General features: G+C 62.1%; 21 protein-coding genes. 12 read left to right on the top strand and 9 right to left on the bottom strand.

Features of this window, described 5'->3' with window-relative positions:
• Positions 1-23 precede the first annotated feature (23 nt).
• Both NKH33_RS08365 and NKH33_RS08360 read left to right on the top strand, forming a co-directional pair.
• Positions 24-563 carry a hypothetical protein gene (locus NKH33_RS08365; protein ID WP_352542392.1) on the top strand — a complete coding sequence of 180 codons (540 nt, stop codon included), beginning with the start codon at positions 24-26 and terminating at the stop codon, positions 561-563.
• Positions 564-591: 28 nt separating this feature from the next.
• Positions 592-1,005, top strand: a complete 414-nt coding sequence (locus tag NKH33_RS08360; RefSeq protein ID WP_352918880.1) for an MAPEG family protein — start codon at positions 592-594, stop codon at positions 1,003-1,005.
• 12 nt (positions 1,006-1,017) lie between these two features.
• Here the strand turns inward: NKH33_RS08360 and rnd are convergent, their stop codons facing one another.
• Both rnd and NKH33_RS08350 read right to left on the bottom strand, forming a co-directional pair.
• A complete protein-coding gene (gene rnd, locus NKH33_RS08355; protein ID WP_352918879.1) occupies positions 1,018-2,169 on the bottom strand; it encodes a ribonuclease D in 1,152 nt (383 codons plus the stop codon).
• A 73-nt stretch (positions 2,170-2,242) separates the two neighbouring features.
• On the bottom strand, positions 2,243-3,490 hold the full coding sequence (locus NKH33_RS08350; RefSeq protein WP_352918877.1) for an MFS transporter: 1,248 nt from the start codon (positions 3,488-3,490) through the stop codon (positions 2,243-2,245).
• 390 nt (positions 3,491-3,880) lie between these two features.
• On the opposite strand from NKH33_RS08350, the gene NKH33_RS08345 reads away from it, so the two are divergent.
• The 4 genes from NKH33_RS08345 to aspS all read left to right on the top strand — a co-directional run bounded on the left by NKH33_RS08345 (position 3,881) and on the right by aspS (position 8,935).
• Positions 3,881-5,149: an ABC transporter substrate-binding protein gene (locus tag NKH33_RS08345; protein WP_352836428.1), complete on the top strand. Its 1,269-nt coding sequence runs from the start codon at positions 3,881-3,883 to the stop codon at positions 5,147-5,149.
• Positions 5,150-5,217: 68 nt separating this feature from the next.
• A complete protein-coding gene (locus NKH33_RS08340) occupies positions 5,218-6,090 on the top strand; it encodes a carbohydrate ABC transporter permease (protein ID WP_352472057.1) in 873 nt (290 codons plus the stop codon).
• A gap of 36 nt (positions 6,091-6,126) precedes the next feature.
• Positions 6,127-6,951 (top strand): carbohydrate ABC transporter permease, encoded by an 825-nt coding sequence (locus NKH33_RS08335; protein WP_352472041.1) that lies wholly within the window; start codon positions 6,127-6,129, stop codon positions 6,949-6,951.
• 193 nt (positions 6,952-7,144) lie between these two features.
• Entirely contained in the window at positions 7,145-8,935 is a 1,791-nt protein-coding gene (gene aspS, locus NKH33_RS08330) for an aspartate--tRNA ligase (protein ID WP_352918903.1), read from the top strand.
• A gap of 80 nt (positions 8,936-9,015) precedes the next feature.
• Here the strand turns inward: aspS and NKH33_RS08325 are convergent, their stop codons facing one another.
• On the bottom strand, positions 9,016-10,230 hold the full coding sequence (locus tag NKH33_RS08325) for an aq_1923 C-terminal domain (RefSeq protein WP_352918876.1): 1,215 nt from the start codon (positions 10,228-10,230) through the stop codon (positions 9,016-9,018).
• A gap of 373 nt (positions 10,231-10,603) precedes the next feature.
• On the opposite strand from NKH33_RS08325, the gene parC reads away from it, so the two are divergent.
• Together parC and NKH33_RS08315 are read left to right on the top strand one after the other, a co-directional pair.
• Positions 10,604-12,856, top strand: a complete 2,253-nt coding sequence (gene parC / locus NKH33_RS08320) for a DNA topoisomerase IV subunit A (protein WP_352918875.1) — start codon at positions 10,604-10,606, stop codon at positions 12,854-12,856.
• A gap of 249 nt (positions 12,857-13,105) precedes the next feature.
• Positions 13,106-14,326 carry an AI-2E family transporter gene (locus NKH33_RS08315; protein WP_352918874.1) on the top strand — a complete coding sequence of 407 codons (1,221 nt, stop codon included), beginning with the start codon at positions 13,106-13,108 and terminating at the stop codon, positions 14,324-14,326.
• Here the strand turns inward: NKH33_RS08315 and NKH33_RS08310 are convergent.
• The 3 genes from NKH33_RS08310 to NKH33_RS08300 all read right to left on the bottom strand — a co-directional run bounded on the left by NKH33_RS08310 (position 14,314) and on the right by NKH33_RS08300 (position 16,706).
• Complete coding sequence (locus NKH33_RS08310) at positions 14,314-15,210, bottom strand: DMT family transporter (protein ID WP_352918873.1); 897 nt, start codon at positions 15,208-15,210, stop codon at positions 14,314-14,316. The genes NKH33_RS08315 and NKH33_RS08310 overlap by 13 nt on opposite strands.
• Positions 15,211-15,332: 122 nt before the next feature.
• A complete protein-coding gene (locus NKH33_RS08305; RefSeq protein WP_352472035.1) occupies positions 15,333-16,097 on the bottom strand; it encodes an arginyltransferase in 765 nt (254 codons plus the stop codon).
• Between the two features lie 138 nt (positions 16,098-16,235).
• Positions 16,236-16,706: an RDD family protein gene (locus NKH33_RS08300; protein WP_352918871.1), complete on the bottom strand. Its 471-nt coding sequence runs from the start codon at positions 16,704-16,706 to the stop codon at positions 16,236-16,238.
• A gap of 209 nt (positions 16,707-16,915) precedes the next feature.
• Between NKH33_RS08300 and sthA the strand changes: the two genes are divergently transcribed.
• The gene (sthA, locus tag NKH33_RS08295; protein ID WP_352472033.1) at positions 16,916-18,304 is read left to right on the top strand and encodes a Si-specific NAD(P)(+) transhydrogenase; all 1,389 of its coding nucleotides are present in this window, start codon (positions 16,916-16,918) and stop codon (positions 18,302-18,304) included.
• Positions 18,305-18,313: 9 nt separating this feature from the next.
• Here the strand turns inward: sthA and NKH33_RS08290 are convergent, their stop codons facing one another.
• Positions 18,314-18,988 (bottom strand): alpha/beta hydrolase, encoded by a 675-nt coding sequence (locus NKH33_RS08290; RefSeq protein WP_352918869.1) that lies wholly within the window; start codon positions 18,986-18,988, stop codon positions 18,314-18,316.
• Positions 18,989-19,203: 215 nt separating this feature from the next.
• Here NKH33_RS08290 and NKH33_RS08285 point away from each other — a divergent pair, with 215 nt between their 5' ends.
• Positions 19,204-20,379 (top strand): OpgC family protein, encoded by a 1,176-nt coding sequence (locus NKH33_RS08285; RefSeq protein WP_352918867.1) that lies wholly within the window; start codon positions 19,204-19,206, stop codon positions 20,377-20,379.
• A 23-nt stretch (positions 20,380-20,402) separates the two neighbouring features.
• Here NKH33_RS08285 and NKH33_RS08280 read toward each other — a convergent pair whose 3' ends face one another.
• Complete coding sequence (locus NKH33_RS08280; protein ID WP_352918865.1) at positions 20,403-21,485, bottom strand: LacI family DNA-binding transcriptional regulator; 1,083 nt, start codon at positions 21,483-21,485, stop codon at positions 20,403-20,405.
• Positions 21,486-21,648: 163 nt separating this feature from the next.
• Here NKH33_RS08280 and NKH33_RS08275 point away from each other — a divergent pair, with 163 nt between their 5' ends.
• Positions 21,649-21,792: a hypothetical protein gene (locus NKH33_RS08275; protein ID WP_352472030.1), complete on the top strand. Its 144-nt coding sequence runs from the start codon at positions 21,649-21,651 to the stop codon at positions 21,790-21,792.
• 57 nt (positions 21,793-21,849) lie between these two features.
• Positions 21,850-21,993: a hypothetical protein gene (locus tag NKH33_RS08270; protein WP_352472029.1), complete on the top strand. Its 144-nt coding sequence runs from the start codon at positions 21,850-21,852 to the stop codon at positions 21,991-21,993.
• A gap of 26 nt (positions 21,994-22,019) precedes the next feature.
• Here NKH33_RS08270 and NKH33_RS08265 read toward each other — a convergent pair whose 3' ends face one another.
• A complete protein-coding gene (locus NKH33_RS08265) occupies positions 22,020-22,388 on the bottom strand; it encodes a DUF423 domain-containing protein (protein WP_352918863.1) in 369 nt (122 codons plus the stop codon).
• Positions 22,389-22,413: the final 25 nt, after the last annotated feature.

Raw genomic sequence — 22,413 nt, 5'->3', positions numbered from 1 at the left:
CGTCTTGGCGCAATCTGGCGGCAATGATCCTGCGGCTGTCGCGCCACGCGGCCGCACTCTGTGTCGCCACCGTGGCGGTTTTCATCATCATGACGGCAATGGAGTTCCTCTATTTTCGCCAATTGAGCGGCGGTCTGCCGTCGCTCGACATGCGCTATGCCGGTTTCACCCCGGATGAGGGCATGGCCTGGCTGACGGCACTCGGCCGGCGCGGCAGCGAAATTATTCTCGTCTGGCATTACCTGACCTTCGACCTGCTGTTTCCGGCGCTGCTGTCGCTGACGATGGTCAGCCTGATCCTGGCCACGGGCCGGCGGCTGAAGAATTTCCGTGCACTGCCTGCGCAAACCCAGTCGATATTCGCGGTTGTGCTGGTGCTGCCCTACCTGCTTACCGACTATGCCCAGAATATCGCCGTGGCTCGTCTTTTGTCTGATTTTCTGTCGGCCAATCCGGATTCGCTGTCCTTCGCCTCGGCGCTGATCGTCACCAAATTCGCCCTACTGGCGATACCAGTGACCGTCACTGCGGCTTTCACTCTGATGGCTCAGAAACGGTCTTGAAGGCTGGGTGACAGAGACAGGGGGCATCTTGAACCAGACCGCGATCTTCTGGCCGATGCTGGCGCAGGTGCTGCTGGTCTATATCGTCTACGTCGTTATGGGCCGGCGCCGCCATGGTGCGTTCAGATCGGGCGAAGCCAAGGCCGGCCAGTTCAAGACGCGCTCGACGGAGCCTGGTTCCAGCGTCACCGACAATCTGAGCAACCAGTTCGAACTGCCGGTGCTTTTCTACGTCTTATGCTTGACGCTGCACGTGACCAATGGCGTCAATTATCTGACCTTGGCACTGATGTGGATCTTTGTCGTCTCCCGCTATCTTCACGCATCGGTCCACTTGACCAGCAATCAGCTGATCCTGCGCAGCAGGGCATTCTACCTGGGCGCGGTGGTTCTTGCACTTGGATGGATATGGCTAGCGCTGCATCTGCTCGGCTTGGTCTGAGCAAGCTCAAGCTTACAAATCGAACACAGCGATCTTGCGCTTGTCGAACCTGATGGCGAGTTCACCGCGCACCAGCTTGAGCGCGGCCTCGCCGAAGACGGCACGCCGCCAGCCTTGCAATGCCGGCACGTCGGCTTCATCGCCCTCGGCAGCGATGCGGTCGATGTCGTCACTGGAGGCGAGTACCTTCGATGCGACGCCTTCCTTTTCGGCAACGATCCGCAGCAGCACCTTCAGCAACTCCGCCGCGGCGCTTGACCCCTCCGGCGGCTGGAAGCTCTTCGGCAGCTTCGGCATCTCTTCCCTGGGCAGGGCGAGGGCAGCGTTTACCGCGCCAAGCAGTGCCGTCGCCGTCGACGAGCGCTCCCAGCCCTTCGGCGTGGTACGCAGCTTGCTCAGCGCCGCAGCGTCGCGCGGCGCCTGCTGCGCCACTTCGTAGATCGCATCGTCCTTGAGCACCCGGCCGCGCGGCACGTCGCGCTCGCGCGCTTCGCGTTCGCGCCAGGCGGCCACTGCCTGCACGATCGCCAGTTCCTGTGGCTTGCGCAGCCGCATCTTGAGCCTCTTCCAGGCATCCTCGGGATGCGGATCGTAGGTCTCGCGCGAGGTCAGCACGTCCATCTCCTCGTTCAGCCAGTGAGCACGGTTTTCTCGCACCAGCTCGGCGCTGAGATGCTTGTAAACCTCGATCAGGTGGGTGACGTCGGCGAGCGCGTAGTCGAGCTGCTTTTCGGACAGCGGACGGTGGCGCCAGTCGGTGAAGCGCGAGGACTTGTCGAGCCGCGCTCCGGTGATGCGCTGCACCAGCTGGTCGTAGGAGACGCTGTCGCCGAAGCCGCAGACCATTGCCGCGACCTGGGTGTCGAACACCGGATGCGGCACCAGATCGCCGAGATGCACGATGATTTCGATGTCCTGGCGCGCCGCATGGAAGACTTTGACGATCGCTTCGTTCGCCATCAGCCTGAAGAACGGTTTCAGGTCGATGTCGGGCGACAGCGGATCGATCAGCGCGGTCACCTCGGGCGCTGCCATCTGGATCAGGCACAGGATCGGCCAGAAGGTCGTTTCGCGAATGAATTCGGTGTCGACGGTGACGAATTCCGCCTTTTCGAAGGCGGCAATAGCGGTCTCGAGTTCTTTCTGGGTGGTGATGACGTGCATCAAATCGCTTTTGGCAAGGGATAGGGTCTCTTTCAATTTCAGCCGCGCGCGCTTTCGTCAAGCGCAAGCACCTCTATCCAGGCTTTGCGGGTTCATCGGGATCGCCATTCCGCTTCGCCAGCCGGGCAAAAATCGTCGACGTGCGCAAAAGCGCCGTAAAACGGCTGCGATGGGTGGCCGGCACGGCGGAGCGCGCCTGCATCCGGTAAAGGATGACGGCCACGAAGATCGCATAGACGGTGGCGCTGAACACGAACAGCGCGCTCGGCCCGAAAAATTGCATCACCGTCGAGGCTGCGAACGGCCCGCCGATGGCGCCGAAGGAATAAAACAGCATCAAGGCAGCGTTGATCAGCACGAACTCGCCCTTGTCGGCGCGGTCGTTGGAATGCGCCGCTGACAACGAATAGAGCGGCATGGCGAAGCAGCCGAAGATGAAGACGAGCAGGAAGTTGAGAAACGGGCTGCCGCCTGCCACGAATGCCAGCGCCAGTGCCGCCACCATCGCACAGCACGTCGTCATCAGCAGCACCGAGCGCCGGTCCCAGCGGTCGGAGAGATAGCCAAGCGGGTATTGGATGATGGCGCCGCCGAAAATGCCGACGCTGACGAAGGTGACGACGTCGGCGACCGACATGCCGATCTGCTCGGCATAGACCGGCGACAGGGTGCGGAAGGCGCTGTTTGTGACGCCGACGGCGATACAGCCGAAGCAGCCGAGCGGCGAGATCCGCCAGACGCGCGCCAAATCGAGCTTGACGTCTTCCGGCGGCGTCGGATTGGAGCGGTCGCCGAGCGAAACCGGCACCAGCGAAACGGTGATCATCATCGACATGATGGCGAAGATGGCAAAGCCGCCGGCGCCAAAGATCGGGATCAGGAACTGGGCGCCCGTCACCGAGCCGATGTCGACCATCCGGTAGATGGCAAGCACCCGCGCCCGGTCGGTGTTGGTGACGCCGGAATTCAGCCAGGCTTCCATGATGGTGAACAGGCCGGCAAAGCAAAACCCGCCGGCAAAGCGCACGGCGCACCACATCACCGGATCGATGACCAGCACCAGAAGCAGCGTTCCCGCCGAGGCGATCGCCGCGAGTGCCGAAAAGGCGCGCACATGGCCGACGGACTTCATGATGCGGGTCACGGCAAGGCAGCCGAGCAGGAAGCCGGCGAAATAGAACGTGCCCATCAGGCCGATCGAGGAAGCGGGAAAACCTTCCTGCGCACCACGCAGCGCAATCAACGTGCTCTGCAGGCCATTGCCGCCGAGCAGGATGCCGGCGGCGATCAGGAGGGGGATCAGCGGGCGGATGGAGGACATGAAGGAAAGCCTGTCGTTGATCCTTCTTGAACCATCGCCTTCGCCAATGCCAGCGGCAATTCCCGGTGGCGTTGGGGCCAGCCGGGGGCCTTAATGCATGTCGCGCAAAAGTGTGCAGCGGTTTTGCGATAACGACATGCATAAAAACAAGAACCTAAAGCGCGTCGCCGAGGCCGATCGAACGCGACACGTTTTAGGTGCATTAACGAGTGGGAACTTGCGCTACCGCGTGGCGCCGGACCCTCCGTGTTGGGAACCAAGGCGTATCTTTGTAGTTCAGTGCTGGTGGGCGAATGCGCGTCTTGTGAGCTGCCGGTGTGCGGAGATGGTGTCAGGCATCGACGTCGTTTCTGCTGCCCGGCCTGAAGCTCCAAAGGGAGGTCCGCCATCATGAAATTTCATTCCGCATTTGCGGCATTTGCCGTGGCCGCAGTTCTGGCGGCCGGGCCGGCGCGGGCTGTCGACCTCGTCATGGTGTCCGGAGATACCGGCAACGGCCAGAGAATCCTTCGCGAGATCCTCGATCAATACGAGAAGACGACCGGCAACAAGGTTAGCGTCGTTCCGCTGCCCCCCTCGGCGACGGACCAGTTTGGCCAATACCGGCTCTGGCTTGCCGCCGGAAGCAGCGACGTCGACGTCTATCAGACGGACATCATCTGGGCCCCCCAGCTTGCAAGGCAGTTCATCGACCTGACCGAAGCGACCAAGGATGTCGTTGGCGCCCATTTCCCATCGATCATCAAATCGCAGACCGTGGACGGCAAGCTCGTCGCCTTGCCGATATTCACCGACGCTCCGGCGCTCTACTACCGCAAGGATCTCCTCGACAAATACGGCGCCAGGGTCCCGGCCAGCTGGGCTGAACTTGCCGATACCGCCAAGCTTGTCATGGATAAGGAGCGCGCGGCCGGCAACAAGGACATGTGGGGTTTCGTTTTCCAGGGCAACGCCTATGAGGGGCTGACCTGCGATGCACTCGAATGGGTGAAGTCGAACGGCGGCGGCCAGATTATCGAGCCGGACGGCACCATCTCCATCAACAATCCGCAAGCAGCTGCGGCGCTGGAAATGGCGAGGAGCTGGGTGGGAACCATCTCGCCGCCCGGCGTTCTGGCCTACCAGGAAGAAGAGTCGCGCGGAGTCTGGCAGACCGGCAACGCCGTCTTCATGCGCAACTGGCCCTACGCCTACGCGCTTGGCAACAGCGAAAGCTCCCCCATCAAAGGCAAGTTCGAGGTGACGACGCTGCCGCCGGGGTCTGGTGAGGGCGCGCACCCGGCAGCAACGCTTGGCGGCTGGAATCTCGCGGTTTCCAAATATTCGAAGAACCCGGATGCAGCGATCGAGCTGGTCAAATGGATCGCCTCGCCTCAGATGCAGAAGTACCGCGCTTTGAAGGGGGCATATCTGCCGACCATCCAGGCACTCTATGACGATGCCGACATCGCCAGCGCCCAGCCGGTGATTCCGCGCTGGAAGGAAGTCGTCCTCAACGCGGTGCCGCGTCCCTCGGCCCAAGCCAAGAGCCGGTACAATGAGGCATCGAGCGAGTTCTGGACCGCCGTCCACAACACCATTTCCGGCGAGGGCACAGCCGCCGACAACCTTGCCGATCTGGAGTTCTCCTTGACCAGGCTCAAGGGCACCGCCTGGTGACCTCGCCGCGCTCAGGCTCGCTGCTGGCGCGTCAGCGTGTGCGCTCGGCATGGCTGCTGCTTGCTCCGATGCTCATCGTGCTCGCCGCCGTTGCCGGCTGGCCGTTGATGCGCACGATCTATTTCGGCTTTACCGATGCCTCGCTCGCCGACCTCGAAGCCCGCCGCTGGGTTGGCTTCGCCAACTATTTCTCCGTCGTGCAAATGCCGAGCGGCCGCGTCGTCTATGACGGGCTGCTCGCCGATCCGGTCTGGTGGCGCGCCGTCTGGAACACGGTGCGCTTCGCGGTGATTTCGGTGACCTGCGAGACGGTGCTCGGCATGATCGTCGCGCTGGTGCTCAACGCCAGGTTTCGCGGCCGCGGTATCGTGCGCGCCGCGATCCTCATCCCTTGGGCGATCCCGACGATCGTCTCGGCGAAAATGTGGCAGTGGATGCTCAACGACCAGTTCGGCATCATCAACGACGTCCTGCTCAAGCTCGGCCTGATCAGCACCAAGATCGCCTGGACGGCCAGCGCCGACACGGCGATGGTCGCCGTCCTTGTTGTCGACATCTGGAAGGCGACCCCCTTCATGGCGCTTCTCATTCTCGCCGGCCTCCAGATGCTTCCACAAGAAATCTACGAGGTCGCCAAGCTCGACGGCGTCGGCGCGTGGAGAATTTTCTGGAAGATCACTTTGCCGCTCATCCGACCGGCGTTGATGGTGGCCATGATCTTTCGCGGTCTCGATGCCCTGCGCATCTTCGATCTGATCTACGTGCTTACGCCAAACAACATACACACCAAGTCGATGTCGGTGTTTGCCCGCGAGAGCCTGTTTGAGTTCGACAAGTTCGCTTCCGGTTCCGCCGCCTCGACGCTTCTCTTCCTTATCCTCGCTCTGCTGACCATGCTCGTTCTTTGGCTCGGCCGGATAAGACTGGACAAGGACTATTGACCATGGGGGACTATTGATCATGGGGGACTACTGACCATGTGGATCGTCAAGCGCACGGCTTTCTACCTCCTCGTCGCCGTTATCGTCGTCGTCGCGGTGTTCCCGTTCTACTACGCCATCATCACCAGCCTGAAATCGGGGACGGCGCTCTTCCAGATCGACTATTGGCCGAAGACGATTACCTTCAGCAACTACAGGACCGTGTTCACCGAGGGGACCTTCCTGCGCAACCTCGTGAACTCGCTTTTCATCTCGAGCGCCGTTGTCGTCATTTCGCTGTTCCTCGGCGTCACCGCCGCCTATGCGCTGGCGCGCATCCGCTTCCGCGGCCGCTCGGCTCTGCTCCTCACTATCCTGTCCGTTTCGATGTTCCCGCAATTGGCGGTGCTTGCCGGGCTTTTCGAGCTGATCCGCATCTTCGGCCTCTACAATTCGCCGTTCGCGCTGATCTTGTCCTACATGATCTTCACCTTGCCGTTCACCGTCTGGGTGCTCACCGCCTTCGTTCGCGACCTGCCGATCGAGCTGGAGGAAGCGGCGATCCTCGATGGCGCCACGCCCTGGATCATCATCAGCCGCGTCTTCCTGCCGCTCATGTGGCCGGCGCTGGCGACCACCGGGCTTCTCGCCTTCATCGGTGCGTGGAACGAGTTCCTGTTCGCCCTGACGTTTACCTCCAGCAACGAGCAGCGAACCGTGCCGGTCGCCATCGCTCTGCTCTCCGGCAGCTCTCAATTCGAGATCCCGTGGGGCAACATCATGGCCGCATCGGTGATCGTCACCGTGCCGCTCGTCGTCCTCGTTCTCATCTTCCAGCGCAAGATCATTTCCGGTCTCACGGCGGGCGGGGTGAAGGGGTGAGTGCATAGTTGAACTGCCGGCACAGAGCAGCGAACTCAGATTGACGCCTCGAGCATAAATTGATGCCGGTGGGACTCGACCCGGCTGCAGCTTGCCTTGACAAATGCACCCTCTCATGTGCTTTTCGCGCAAATTTTCAGGCTGGGCCATCATGCCTTGGCCGCAACCCAACATCCGGACTTTAAGAATGACAATGCATCGTTACCGCAGCCATACCTGTGCCCAGTTGAGGAAGGCCGACGTCGGCTCGACCGTTCGCCTGTCGGGCTGGGTGCATCGCGTGCGCGACCATGGCGGCCTGCTGTTCATCGATTTGCGCGACCATTACGGCCTGACCCAGATCGTCGCCGATCCGGATTCGCCCGCCTTCAAGATCGCCGAGACCCTGCGCGGCGAATGGGTCGTCCGCGTCGACGGCGAGGTCAAGGCGCGCCTCGCCGACACCGTGAACCCTAATTTGCCAACCGGCGAGATCGAAGTCTTCGCGCGCGAGATCGAGGTACTGTCGGCCGCCAGGGAATTGCCCCTGCCGGTCTTCGGCGAGCCGGATTACCCAGAGGACATCCGCCTCAAATACCGCTTCCTCGACCTGCGCCGCGATACCCTGCACAAGAACATCGTCGCGCGCACCAAAATCATCGCCGAGATGCGCAAGCTGATGGGCGAAGTCGGCTTCACCGAATTCTCGACGCCGATCCTGACCGCCTCGTCGCCGGAAGGGGCGCGCGACTTTCTGGTGCCGTCGCGCATCCACCCCGGCACTTTCTATGCGCTGCCGCAGGCACCGCAGATATATAAGCAGCTGATCATGGTGTCCGGCTTCGACCGCTACTTCCAGATTGCGCCCTGCTTCCGCGACGAGGACCCGCGCGCCGACCGTCTGCCGGGTGAATTCTACCAGCTCGACGTTGAGATGAGCTTCGTCGAGCAGGAGGATGTGTTCACCACCATGGAGCCGGTGATGCGGGGGGTGTTCGAGACCTTTGCCGCCGGCAAGCCTGTGACGGAGAAGTTTCCGCGCATCGCCTATGATGTCGCCATGCGCAAATACGGCACCGACAAGCCGGACCTGCGCAACCCGATCGAGATGCAGGCCGTCTCGGATCATTTTCGCGACTCTGGCTTCAAGGTATTTGCCAACATCCTTGCCAACGATCCGAAGGCCGAGGTCTGGGCCATTCCGGCCAAGACCGGCGGGTCTCGCGCCTTCTGCGACCGCATGAACTCATGGGCGCAAGGCGAGGGTCAGCCCGGCCTCGGCTACATCTTCTGGCGCAAGGAGGGCGAGAAGCTCGAAGGCGCCGGGCCGCTGGCCAAGAACATCGGCGAGGAGCGCACCGAGGCGATCCGACAACAACTCGGCCTCGCCGATGGCGATGCCGCCTTCTTCGTCGCCGGTGATCCGAAGAAGTTCGTCTCCTTCGCGGGAGCGGCGCGCACCCGCGCCGGCGAGGAGCTCAATCTTGTCGACCGCGACCGCTTCGAATTGTGCTGGATCGTCGACTTCCCGTTCTTCGAATGGAACGAGGAGGAGAAGAAGATCGACTTCGCGCACAATCCTTTCTCGATGCCACAAGGCGGCATGGATGCGCTTAACGGCGAGGATCTGCTCGGCATCAAGGCGTTCCAGTACGACATGGTCTGTAACGGTTTCGAGATCGCCTCCGGCGGCATCCGCAACCATCTGCCCGAAACCATGGTCAAGGCGTTCGAAACCGTCGGGCTGGACCGCGCAACGGTCGAAGAGCGCTTCGGCGGCCTTTATCGCGCCTTCCAGTATGGCGCGCCGCCGCATGGCGGCATGGCGGCCGGCATCGACCGCGTCGTCATGCTTCTGGTCGGCGCCAGGAACCTGCGCGAAGTGACTATGTTCCCGATGAACCAGCAGGCCTACGACCTGTTGATGAGCGCGCCGTCGGAAGCCAGCCCGCAGCAGCTTCGCGAATTGTCGCTGCGCGTGGTGGCGACGAAGAAAGAGGTTTAGAAAACGCTCCGAACCGGTGCTGTTGATTCATAAAAAAGCCCGGCATCGCTGCCGGGCTTTTTGCTTGAAGCCTGTCTCGGTCAGTCTTCGTTTGCCGTAACCGTCACGCCGAGCGTTTTCGGCAGGTCGAGCGGGTTGGACATGGCGCCCGCCATGATCAGCGCGAACGGCACCGCTGCCGGCGGCTCGGCCGAGACCTCGATGCTTTGCGGATCGTCGAGGAACTTGTTGACCGCGGCCGAAACCTGCGCGGTCAGTTCCGGATTGTTGAGCTGCGCCATGCCGAAGGGCACGATCGCCTTGGCCTGGTTGGCGATGTCCTTGCCGGACATGCCTTGCTGCTTGCCGGCATAATCGAGCACCTTTTTGGTCAGTGAATCGTCGTCGAAGCGGATCGAGGCGCTGTTGAACGAAAGCTGCTGCAGCAGCCCGAGCATGGCCATGCCTTGCGCCGAATTGTCGGCGCCTTCGGGCTGCGCTGCCATCTTCTTCTGCATCTCCTGCAGTGATTTGATGACGTCCAGCGTGTAGCCGCCGAGATCGAAGGTCATGCCGAGCGTGCCGGCATTGTCGACCGATATTTCGTATTTCGACAAGTCCATCCTGCCGTCGGTAGGCTGCCAGGTGCCTTCCATCTCAAGATTGCCTGTTATGTTCTGGTAGCCGAGTGCGTTGATGACTTCCTTGGATTTCGGATCTTCGACCAGGGTCAGGTCGGCAGCGAATTTTTCCGTAGTGCCGGAAAACGCCATGGCCTTGCCGTCGGCCGGCGGCGTGATTGCGATGGCAAGCCCGTCCATCGAGAAAGCAGTTTTGTCAGCCACTTTGACTGTCATGTTGTCGAGCTCGGCCGATTTGTACATCATCAGCGAGCCCAGCGGACCGGTTGCGCCTTCGGCCGGAACCGTCATGTCGTGGATGACGAAGGGGCTGAGATTGAGCGTGACGCCATCTTCGCTGTGTTCGAACGGCGACGTCGATACGGTCGCGATTTGATAGCCGCCATTGGCTTCGGTCACACCTTCGAGCTTGACGTCGCCGATCTTGAGCGCCTCCTTTTCGGCCGCCGGTTTGACCGCTACACCTTGCAGAACCATGCTGGAGGTGTCGCCGGTTACTCCGGTCCAGGAGAGGTCGACACCCTGCGCGGCGAGGGCCGCCTTCAGCCGGTCGGCGACCGCGGTATCCTGCGCGAACGCCGCATTCAGCGGCAGCGTCAGCAAAAAGGTCGAAAAAGCCAGTCTCTTAACAAGTGTCGAGTGTCTTTTAATAAGTGTCGAGTGTCTGATCGTCATCGAGAGCTCCCCTGAGAGTGTCCTGAAATTCTTTTCAAATCGTCGCGTCGTCACCATTCGGTGACGAACTGGACCGGAAAAAGGCGGGCCTCGGCACAATGGTCGAAAATCGCGGCCAAAGGCAAACCCGATCCATCAGCCTTGCGATAGAAGCAGGATGTAACGGATTGATGTTGGCCGGCGTCGCGACGCTTCCAATTCCTGTTGCATAATGGGTGTCGCGCAAAAATGTGCAACGGTTTTGCGATAACGACATGCATCAAAACAAGGACCTAAAGCGTCGCATGGGGTCCGGTCGAACGCGATGCGCTTTAGGAGCACGCATACCGGTGTGCCTCTTGCCGCGAATCACCCGCTCGGCTAGTGCCAGCCCATGGGAAAAAGGCTTTTGCCGCCCGAGAGTGGCGGCGGCGACAATATTGAGCCGGTCGATCTGAAGAAGGCGCTGGAAGAGCGCTATCTCGCCTACGCGCTGTCGACCATCATGCACCGGGCGCTGCCGGACGTGCGCGACGGATTGAAGCCGGTGCATCGTCGCATCATGCATGCCATGCGCCTGTTGCGGCTCAACCCCGACCAGGGTTTTGCCAAATGCGCCCGCATCGTCGGCGAGGTGATGGGCAAATTCCATCCGCATGGCGACCAGTCGATCTACGACGCGTTGGTGCGGTTGGCGCAGGATTTTTCGATGCGCTACCCGCTGGTCGACGGGCAGGGCAATTTCGGCAATATCGACGGCGATAACGCCGCCGCCATGCGCTACACCGAAGCGCGCATGACCGAAATGTCGACGCTGCTGCTGGAAGGCATCACCGAGGACGCCGTCGATTTCCGCCCGACCTACAACGAGGAAGACGAGGAGCCGGCCGTGCTGCCCGGCGCCTTCCCGAACCTGCTCGCCAACGGCTCGTCCGGCATCGCCGTCGGCATGGCGACCTCGATCCCGCCGCACAATGCGGCCGAGCTCTGCGACGCCGCGCTTCACCTGATCGATCATCCGGATGCGCCCGTCACCAAGCTGATGGATTTCGTGCAAGGTCCGGATTTCCCGACCGGCGGCATCATCGTCGACAGCCGAGCCTCGATCCTCGAAGCCTACGAAACGGGTCGCGGCGGCTTTCGCGTCAGGGCGAAGTGGAGCCAGGAGGACCAGGGCAGGGGCACCTGGAACATAGTCGTCACCGAAATCCCTTACGGCGTCCAGAAGGCCAGACTGATCGAAAAGATCGCCGAGCTCTTGATGGCGCGCAAGCTTCCGTTGCTCGAGGATATCCGCGACGAGAGCGCCGAGGACATCCGCGTCGTGCTGGTGCCGAAGAGCCGCTCGGTCGATCCCGGCATCATGATGGAATCGCTGTTCAAGCTGACCGAGCTCGAAAGCCGCTTTCCGCTCAACATGAACGTGTTGTCGCGCGGCAAGGTGCCGAACGTGCTGTCGCTGAAAGGTGTGCTCAAGGAATGGCTGGAGCACCGCCGCGACGTCCTGATCCGCCGCTCCAAGCACCGCCTCGGCGAGATCGAAAGGCGGCTGGAGATCCTCGCCGGCTATTTGATCGCCTACCTCAACATCGACGAGGTGATCAGGATCATCCGCGAGGAGGACGAGCCCAAGCAGGTGATGATGGTGCGCTGGTCGCTGACCGACACCCAGGCTGAAGCCATCCTCAACATGCGGCTGAGAGCGCTGCGCAAGCTCGAGGAATTCGAAATCCGCGAGGAATTCAATGGCCTGACCGGCGAGAAGAAGCAGATCGAGGCACTGCTTGCGTCCGACGCCAAGCAGTGGGCGACGATCAAGTGGGAAGTCGCCAATGTTCGCCAGAAATACGGGCCCGACACCGAGATCGGCAAGCGCCGCACCGAGTTCGCCGACGCACCCGAGCATGACCTGACCGATATCGCCCACGCCATGATCGAGCGCGAGCCGGTCACCGTGGTCGTTTCGGAAAAGGGCTGGCTGAGGGCCATGAAAGGTCATCTGACCGACCATTCGGCCCTGACCTTCAAGGAAGGCGACAGCCTCAAGCTCGCCTTCCACGCCCAGACGACCGACAAGGTGCTGGTCTTCACCACCGGCGGCAAGTTCTACACGATCGGCGCCGACCGGCTGCCGGGTGGGCGTGGCCACGGCGAGCCGATCCGCATCATCGTCGACATGGACAACGACCAGGATATCGTCACCGCTTTCGTCCATGATCCCAAGCGCAAGCTGCTGCTGGTGTCGCATGACGGCAACGGTTTCATCGTGCCGGAAGAAGAAGTCGTCGCCAACACCCGCAAGGGCAAGCAGGTGATGAACGTCAAGGCGCCCGACGAAGCCCAGCGCTGTGTGAGCGTCGCCGGCGACCATCTCGCCATTGTCGGCGAGAACCGCAAGATGCTGGTGTTCCCGCTGGCCGAGATCCCCGAGATGGGACGCGGCAAGGGCGTGCGCCTGCAGAAATACAAGGATGGCGGTGTCCTCGACCTCAAGACCTTCACGCTGGCAAGCGGCCTGTCCTGGCAGGATTCGGCAGACCGCACCTTCACCAAATCGCGTGACGAGCTTGCCGAATGGATCGGCGCCCGCGCCTCGGCCGGCCGCATGGTGCCGAAGGGTTTCCCGAGGACTGGCAAGTTCGGGTGAAGCGGTAATCTCCCCCCTCGAGGGGGAGATGGCCGGCAGGCCAGAGGGGGTCCCCGCGCATGAAGCGCCAGCCTGCTTTGTTCGTGGTAAGGTCGCGTCAGGACGTCCCGACCCCCTCTGTCGCCTTCGGCGACATCTCCCCCTCAAGGGGGGAGATTAGCAGCGCCACCCGAACATTTGGAATGTCGTCACGATTGCTGCACTATATCAGTGCATAAGCGATGCGATGGGCTAGGGAGAATTGGGCGCTTGAAGGAAATCAGAATCCAGAAGCCGGAGCGGCAACAGCGTCTGTTTGGCCTGTCGACGCCGCTCAGGGCCGCTGTCATTCCGCCGCTGTCAGCGGCGCGCTGGCTCCTGGTGCTGATCGTCGCCGCCGGCGTATATTTTTTCCACGGCTTCCTGTTCCCGGTCCTTGCCGCCCTGGTTATCGCTTTCGCCAGTTGGCCGCTCTATCGGCGGCTGCTCGCAGGCGTCGGCGGCAACCGCACGATTGCCGCTACTCTTGCGATCCTGTTCATCCTGACCTTCCTGGTGGTGCCGATCGCGCTTGCCGGCACGTACGCCATCAACGAGGTGCGCGAATGGGTCGGCTGGGCTATCGAGACCAACCGCTACGGCGCGCCGACGCCGCACTGGATCGCCACGCTGCCTGTAGTAGGCGAATGGCTCAATGAACAGTGGACGGTCAACGTTGGCCATCCAGGCGGTATCGGCGAACTGATCCAGCTGATCAGCGGCGCCAATATCGGCAGCATCTATCGCGGCGCGCTTGCCGCCGGCGGTAGCGCCTTCGGCCTTTTGCTGACGCTGCTGTTCATGATGATCGCATTGTTCTTTGCCTATCGCGACGGCGAGCATTTCGCCGGACAGGTCGATCGCCTCGGCGAACGCATCCTGCCGGCCAGATGGGAACGGATCTCACGCGTGGTGCCGGCGACGATCTCGTCGACGGTTACCGGTATGACCGTTATCGCCATCGGCGAAGGACTGGTGCTGGGCATCGCTTACTGGTTGGCCGGCGTACCGTCGCCGGTGACGCTCGGCGCGCTGACCGGCATCATGGCGCTTATCCCCGGCGGCGCGCCGCTGTCGTTCACGCTGGTCTCGATCTATCTCGCGGCCAGCGGCTCGCCGATGGCGGGGCTGGCGCTGTTCATCTGGGGCGCGGTCGAACTCTTCATCGTCGACAAGACATTGCGCCCGAAGCTGGTCGGCGGGCCGATAAAGCTTCCCTTCCTGCCAACCTTTTTCGGCCTGATTGGCGGCGTCAAGACAATGGGCTTTCTCGGCCTGTTCATCGGCCCGGTGCTGATGGCCCTGCTGGTCGCAATCTGGCGCGAATGGCTGCGCGAAGTGGAACTGACCGATGAACTCGCTGCCGCCGAACCGGCGGAGCAGGAAGATGCACCGCCGCAGATCGAAATTGTCGCCGGACGCGCCGCCGCGAAAAAGAATCAGGCCGGGTGACTGACGGCGAACGTGGCGCGGCGCTTGCGCCCCTCGTGCAACTGCCAGAGCGAATGGCCGATCAAGGTCATGATGAGGATCGCGCCGCCGATCAGGCTGTTGCGCGTCGGTGTTTCGGCGAAGATCATCCACACCCAGACCGGCGCCAGCACGGTTTCAAGCAGGTAGAACATCGCCACTTCCGGCCCGGAGATGTATTTCGGGCCGTTGGCGAGGCAGAAGAACGAGATCGGCATGATGACGGCACCGTTGAAGACGATCCACCATGGCGCGTTGACGTGAAAACCCGCCTTGGAAACCATCAGGGTGGCGACGGCCAGCGGCAGGACCACTCCGATCAGCGCCGTGAAGCCCATATCCTTGCCGCTGGCGCGCGAGATGGTGATGGCCGCGGCGATCATGAAAGCCGAGCATAGCGCCATCAGGTCGCCGAAGAGATGCCCGGTTCCGACGGAATCGCCGACGATGATCACGACGCCAGCGATCATCAATGCCAGCGCTGCAAGCGTCAGGGGCCGTGGCCTCTCCTTCAGGAACAGCCATGACAAAAGGGCCGCGAACATGGTTGTGAACGCCAGGATGAAAACGAGGTTGGCTGTCGAGGTATTGTAGACACCGGTGATGAAGGCGATCGAGCCGAGCCCGTAGAGGCCGGCAACGATGAGCCCTGACCAGCCCGGCACAAGCTGCGGTGCCTTTGCGCTCAGCGAGCGCCAGGCGGCCCAGATGATAAGCGTGGCGACGAAGGTCGTGCCGGTGCGCAACAGCAGGATCGTCCACGCCTCGCCGTCGGCGAGCCGGATCAGCGGAATGTCGACGGTCAGCGTCAGCCCGCCGATGGCGGTGATCAGAAGGCCTCTCTGGTGGTCGTTGTGGGAAGGCATGCGGCAATTCTCGCGTAGGCTTGGAAGCGCAAAATTGGCCCGCCCGGTTTTCCAGCCGATCGGCCGGAAGCCCGGCGGCATTCTCCTCGAAACAATTTAAGAGTGAATACCGAAAGCGAAGATCAGCGCGAAACCGCTTCGTGATTATAGCGTTCCCAGCCTTTCGGGCCGAGATGCTCCTGCGGCTGGAAGCGCATCTTATAATTCATCTTGCGCGAGCCGTTTACCCAGTAACCCAGATAGACATGGGGCAGGCCCATCGCCCTGGCGCGGGCGATGTGATCGAGGATCATGAAGGTGCCGAGCGAACGGTCCTCGAAGTCCGGGTTGAAGTAGGAATAGACCATCGACAGGCCATCGGCCATCTTGTCGGTGAGCGCCACGGCGATCAGCTCGCCCTGGCCCTTGCCGGTGATGAAGCTGTCAGGTCCGCGGCGACGGTATTCGATGACCTTGGTGTCGACATGGGTATCCTCGACCATCATGGCGTAGTCGAGCACGGTCATGTCTGACATGCCGCCACGGCGGTGGCGGACGTCGAGATAGCTGCGGAACAGCGAATACTGTTCGGTGGAGGGTTCGGCGTCGTGCATGGCGCCGACCAGATCCGAATTATGCTGTATGACCCGTTTCATGTTGCGGCTGGCGGTGAATTCCTGCGCCAGGATGCGCACCGACACACAGGCGCGGCAGGTCTCGCAGGCCGGCCTGTAGGCGATGTTCTGCGACCGCCTGAAACCGCCCTGCGTCAACAGATCGTTCATCTCGGGGGCCTTGTCGCCGACCAAGTGTGTGAACACCTTGCGCTCGAACTGGCCCTCGAGATAGGGACATGGCGAGGGCGCGGTCAGAAAGAACTGCGGCGACTGGGTCGGGTGCTGCGTCATCGAGCCTTGGAAATACTCCTGCGAATCGCTCTACCTTTGGCGCGGACGCCGAAAAATTCAACAGGATTGTGAAAGCCTGGTTGATTGGACGTCTTCACATTTGTGCGCAAAGGTTGCGGCCGCGCTTCAAAAGTCTGCTCAGCGGCCACTGCGGCTGACAACGGTGCCGAGCAGCAGGTCGTGCAGCGTGCGCTTGCGGTCGGAAAACAGGCTCACCAGCAGGACCAGCGGCGAAAGGATGACATTACCGGCCCAAAACAGCACCGAATGCACGACGGCGGTCAGCCCGTCGATGCGGCTGCCGTCGAGTCGGTCGAGCCGGATGCCCATCATCTTCATGCCGGTGGTGGCCTGGTCTTTACTGCCGAGCGTGTTCCAGATGTAGAGGATGGCGACGGTCGGCACGAGAATGGAAAACAGCATCCAGCCGAGGCCGAGCGTCAACAGCCCGAACAGGAACACCAGGATCGCGAATGGAATGGTGAGCAACGCGACGATGAAATAATCGATGACGAAGGCGAGAATTCGCCGCGTGCGCACGCCTTCATAGGCGCGGACGTCTTCGAGCCTGCTGGTGATGATATCGCCGTCGAGAACGCGAGCGTTCATGTCATTTCCTCGTAATCGAACCCGAGTTAAGCACGGCCGCTTCTTGGTGAAATGGTGAAGGTTCGCGGCGGAATCAAGATCGAGCCTTTGGCCGCCGTGTAGATGGTGACGGAGTGCCTGGGGCCGTCTGACTTGTTGAATTCATGGCGCGGATAGCGTTAGTTTGCTGCGGCGCAACAAAGCGCGCCGAGCCGAGGGGACGGGGCGACATGGACTACGACATGCTGGTCATCGGCAGCGGCCCATCTGGGCGCCGCGCTGCGGTGCAGTCGGCCAAGCTCGGCAAGTCGGTGCTGGTGGTCGACAGAGGCCGGCGTCTCGGCGGCGTTTCGGTGCATACCGGGACCATACCGTCGAAGACGTTGCGCGAGACGGTGCTCAACCTCTCCGGCTGGCGCGAGCGCGGCTTTTATGGACGCGGCTACCGCGTCAAGCAGGACATTTCGGTCGGCGATCTGGTCGAGCGCCTGCACAAGACGCTCGACCATGAGGTCGAGGTGCTGCAGCACCAGTTCATGCGCAACACGGTCAAGAGTGCGCGCGCCGCGGTAAAATTCCTGGGCCCCAACAAGGTCAGCCTGACCACCGACACCGGCGACTACAGCGAGGTTGGCTTCGCCCATGCGCTGATCGCGGTCGGCACCCGGCCGCACCGGCCGCGCGACGTGCCGTTCGACAAGACACGGATCTTCGACAGCGACGAGATGCTGGAGCTCGATCGGCTACCGCGCACGCTGACGGTGATCGGCGCCGGCGTCATCGGCGTCGAATATGCGACAATCTTTTCGGCACTCGACGTTCCGGTGACACTGGTCGAGCCGCGCAACACGATGTTGGATTTCGTCGACCGCGAGATCGTCGACGACTTCATCCATCAGATGCGCGACCGCGGCATGACCATCCGATTGGGCAGTGCCGTCAAGGAGATCGCCTCGAAACCCGACTATGCTGAGGTGACGCTGGCCGACGGCCGCACCATACGTTCCGAGATCGTGCTTTATGCCGCGGGACGCACCGGCAATGTCGGCAATTTAGGGCTCGACGCCGTCGGCATCGAGGCTGATTCGCGAGGCCGCATCAAGGTCGATCCGCAGACCTTCCAGACCAGCGCGCCCAACATCTATGCCGCCGGCGATGTCATCGGCTTTCCGAGCCTGGCATCGACCTCGATGGAGCAGGGCAGGGTGGCCGCCTGCCATGCCTTCGGCGTGCCCTTGCCGCCCCCGCCCGAAACCTTTCCCTACGGCATCTACGCCGTGCCGGAAATCTCCACCGTCGGGCAATCCGAGGAGCAGGTGCGCGAGAGCGGTGCCGCCTACGAGGTCGGCGTGGCGCGGTTCCGCGAGACATCGCGCGGCCACATCATGGGTGTCAACACCGGTTTCCTGAAGCTTCTGTTCTCGATCGAAACACGCCGTCTGCTCGGCGCCCATATTGTCGGCGAGGGCGCGACCGAACTCATCCACATCGGCCAGGCGGTCATCAATCTCGGCGGCACAGTCGACTTCTTCGTCAACAACACCTTCAACTACCCGACGCTGGCGGAAGCCTACAAGATCGCCGGGCTGGACGCCTGGAACCGCATGGGGCGAGGGTAGCTTCGGGGCTCATCGATCCGACGCTGCAACGGCGACCGCAGGATCCGCCAGCCATTGCCTGACGATGTCGGCGTCCGGATCGCCAATTTCATGGCCGGAGGCGACGGTGTGGGCCTCGACCTTGGCGCCATGCGAGTTCAGTAGAGCGGCCAGCACCGGCGCGAATGGCACGTAGGTCAGGTCGGCGGCGCCGGCGATGATCAGCGCCCGCGCCTTCGACAGGTCGGCCGGCGGCACCTCGTCGAGCACCGGCATCGGACGCAGCAATGCGGCGCGCTCGATGAGGCCCGGATGCAGCAGCATGACGCTTGAAACCAAATTGGCGCCGTTCGAATAACCGAGAAAGGTCGCGCGACGGAGATCGAGGCTGTGGCGCTTCGCGACGCCGGCGACGAAGCCCGCGAATGCCTCCGCCTCCGTGCGGATGCTTGCCTGCTCGAATCGCGTCGGGGTGATTCGCGTGAACCAACGGAACCCGTCCTCCTGAGGAATGCGGCCACGGACCGCAACCAGCACAGCATGCGGCGCGATTTGCCGACCAAGCGGCAGCAAGGTCGTCTCGTCGACACCCGATCCATGCAACAGGAACAGCCAGTCACCGGGTAAGTTGGCGGGTCGAAGGAGCCGGTAGAAAAAGCCTGAATTTTCCTGCAGAATACCGTCTTCGAGGCTCTCCTCGGCCATAGTCACATCCTTTTGATTTCGCGTTACTTTCGTTAATTTGCCGGCTTCAAAACGAAATATTTTCAAGCTCCGCGAAAATTGATTGAACCGGGCGCATTTCAGTCCGTTTCTTTGCCCATATAATCCCCGCGGGGGGATCGAAGCAGTGTGCGCCGGGTGGTCGCCCGAGTGATCGCATGCCGGGCATAAACAACCAGCTTTAAGGCCTTTTATCGATGACCATGCCAGTTTCGCCGGAACGCGATACGCGTATTGACGTGTTCCGGGCTCTCGCCCTCCTGACCATATTCATCGACCACGTGCCGGGCACCGTTTTCGAAACCCTGACCTACAAGAATTTCGGGTTTTCGGATGCGGCCGAGGCCTTCGTGCTGATCTCCGGCATGTCCGTCGCTCTTGCCTACGGCACCAAATTCCAGCCGGGAAACCGGCTGGTCGCAACGCTGAAGATGTGGCGCCGCGCCGGCGTGCTCTATGTCACCCACATCGTCACGACGATGGTGGTCATGGCTATCTTCTGCGCAGCGGCGGTGTTTGCGAAACGGCCGGACCTTCTGACCCTGATCAACATCGAGCCGCTCGTCAGGAACCCGCCGCAAGTCCTCGTCGGCATCGTCACGCTCGGCCATCAGCTCGGTTACAACAACATACTGCCGGTCTATGCGGCCCTGCTGTTGATGGCGCCGGCCTTCCTGCTGTTCATCAGCTACCGGCCACTGGCGGCGCTCGCCGTATCCGCAGCCCTTTGGCTGATTGCCGGTATCTACCAGATCGCGCCGCCGAACTACCCGGAGCCCGGCTTCTGGTTCCTCAATCCGCTGTCATGGCAATTGCTGTTCAATATCGGCATGGCCAGCGTGTTGCATGTGCGGCGCGGCGGCGCCATCCCGGTCAATCGCTGGCTGGTCGGCGCGGCGGCCGCCTATGTGCTGACGTCGCTCGTCTGGGTGCACAGCCCCTTATGGGGGCATGTTTCATGGCTCGACCTGCCGGTGGTGCTGACCGGTTTCGACAAGACGTTCCTGTCGTTGCCGCGGCTGCTGCACATCCTGGCGATGAGCTATCTGGTCGTCGCCTTGCCTGTCGTCTCGAACCTGTTCCGCACCGGCCGCGACAATCCGCTCGCCATATTGGGCAAACGCTCGCTGCCGGTTTTCATTGCCGGCACGGTGATTGCCATGGCGGTGCAGGTGATGAAGCTGATCAACCCGGGCGGCTTTGCCTATGACAGTCTGCTGCTCGCCGCCGGCATCGCCATGCAGTTCGCGCTCGCCTTCTATCTGGAGTGGCTGTCCGCCATCGGCTGGTCCGGCAAGGGCAAGCCGGTCCGCAACGAGGCGCCGCCTGTCCGTCCATCCTTTGGCATCGGTCCCATGGCGGCCAATAGGTAAGATTTGGAGCCGATCTGCCCCAGTCAGCCTGTACTTGGCGGCGGTCCGGAAGATGCCCTGACGACAAGTTCGACATCGAGCGTTTCTCGCCGCACCGTGCCGTCGAAGTCGAGGATTCTTCGCGCTGCCCGGCGGCCGATCTCGGCGATCGGCTGGGCGATGGTGGTGAGCGGAGGCTCGCAAGTTGCGGCTTCAGGCACGCCGTCGAAGCCGACGACGGAAACATCGCGGGGAACCGCGATGCCCCGTGCGTTGAGCCATTCCAATGCCACCATCGCGATCCGGTCCGACATCGCCAGGATGGCGGTCGGCGGTTCCGCCGAGGCGAAGATGGTTTCGAGACCAGCCCTTGTGCTCGCCTTGTCGTTTTCGGTCTCGTAGACCGGCACCTTGGCGGTGCCGATACCAAACCGGGAAAGCTCTTCGAAATAGCCGAGGAGGCGGTCACGGGTTCCGGTATAGACCGCGGTCCGGACCTGCTCGGGGGAGACAAGACCGGTGCTGTCGTCGGCGAAGGCCAGCGACAGCACGGCGAAGCGGCGATGTCCAAGTTCCGCCAGATGGCGCGCCGCGAGCCGGCCGCCGGCAACATTGTCGATACTGATCGCCGAGACCGTCTCGTCCTGCGAGCCGAGCTCGAGCGCGACGAAGGGGAGCTTTCGTTCGCGCGTCAGCTCAACGAGACGCGGACCGCCCTCGATGCAGAAAAGGATGAAGCCGTCCACGAGGGCGCTCTGGATATTCCAGGCAAGTTTTTCCTCGTTGCCAGCCGACACGAGGGCTATCCCCGCGCCGGTGGCGTCGCAGGCTTCCGAGATGCCGGCCATCATCACGCGGGCAAACGGGTCGTCGAAGAAATAGGACAGCGGCTCGGTTGTGGCGACGCCGATTGCATTGACCTTGCCGGCGCGCAGCAGGCGGCCCTTGGGATCCGGGCCGGCGTAGCCCAGCGCCTCGGCCGCCGCCTTGACCCGCTCGCGGACTTCCTCGCGCACGATTTCGGGACGGCTGAAGACATTGGAGGCAGTGCCGTGCGATACGCCCGCGGCTTTGGCAATGTCCGCCAGCCGGATGGGCCTCCTGCTGCCCTCGGTGGGTGATGTCATTTGTTCGTCTCCAGGACTCCTGTCCGACAGTAGTGCCGATTACCTAACATCTTCCTTGGATCGATTCAAATTTTTGCTTGACATTTATGCTGTGACGCATATTCTTGAATCGATCCAAGAGCGGCTTTACCCGCAGATTGGATCGATACAAGAGGAGAGTGCGATGCACCCCGTCAATTATCTGTTCGAGGACATTTACCGGAACGACTGGAGCATCCGCTCGAGCGCGGAGGCCCGCAAGGGGCGCGACAGGACCGGTCCGTGGATTCGCGACCTGCGTTTCCTCGTAGGACGCAAGCGGAGCTGATCGGCGGCCTATTTTTTGTGCCCGCTGATTGGATCGATTCAAAAAGGAGATTAAGCCATGCACCCGATCAAGCATCTGTTCGAAGACATCTATCGCAATTATTGGGGCATATCGCCGGCCACCGAACGGCCGGAGCGGCGGCGTGTGGTCAAAACGGCCAAACGCGACGGCCAAGTCCGGCCCGAACGTCGCCAAGACTGACAGAACCGGCGAACCTGGCTGCCGCGTCAAGGGCGCGGCCGCACCAGCGCCGAGGCGGCCATCATCAGCCAGCCGCCGATGAGCAACGTGCCGCCGATCGGCGCCGACATCGGGAACAGCCGCGAGCCAAGGAAGTCGCGGGCCAAAAGATCTCCAGAGAACAGCAGAAGCCCGACGAGAAGGATGAGGCTTCCGGTTCGCAGGATGCTATTGCCACCGAGCAGCCCGACGGCAAGGAAGACCGGCGCATGCAAGAGCAGGAAGGATGCGGCCGTACCGACGAAAGCGCGGCCGAGATGTGCCGCCGCCGCCGAAAGCGCCACGCCAGCCGCGCCGCATAGGCCGCCGGCAAAAACCAGAATGCGGCCGTCTGCCGCGTGTTCATCCGTGCTCATGTCCACGCCTCCGTGATTCCTGGCG

It is taken from the genome of Mesorhizobium sp. M1182 (assembly GCF_040318335.1).
GTDB lineage: Bacteria > Pseudomonadota > Alphaproteobacteria > Rhizobiales > Rhizobiaceae > Mesorhizobium.
The sequence above is the reverse complement of the archived record's forward strand: the minus strand, read 5'-3'. Positions and strand labels throughout refer to the sequence as shown.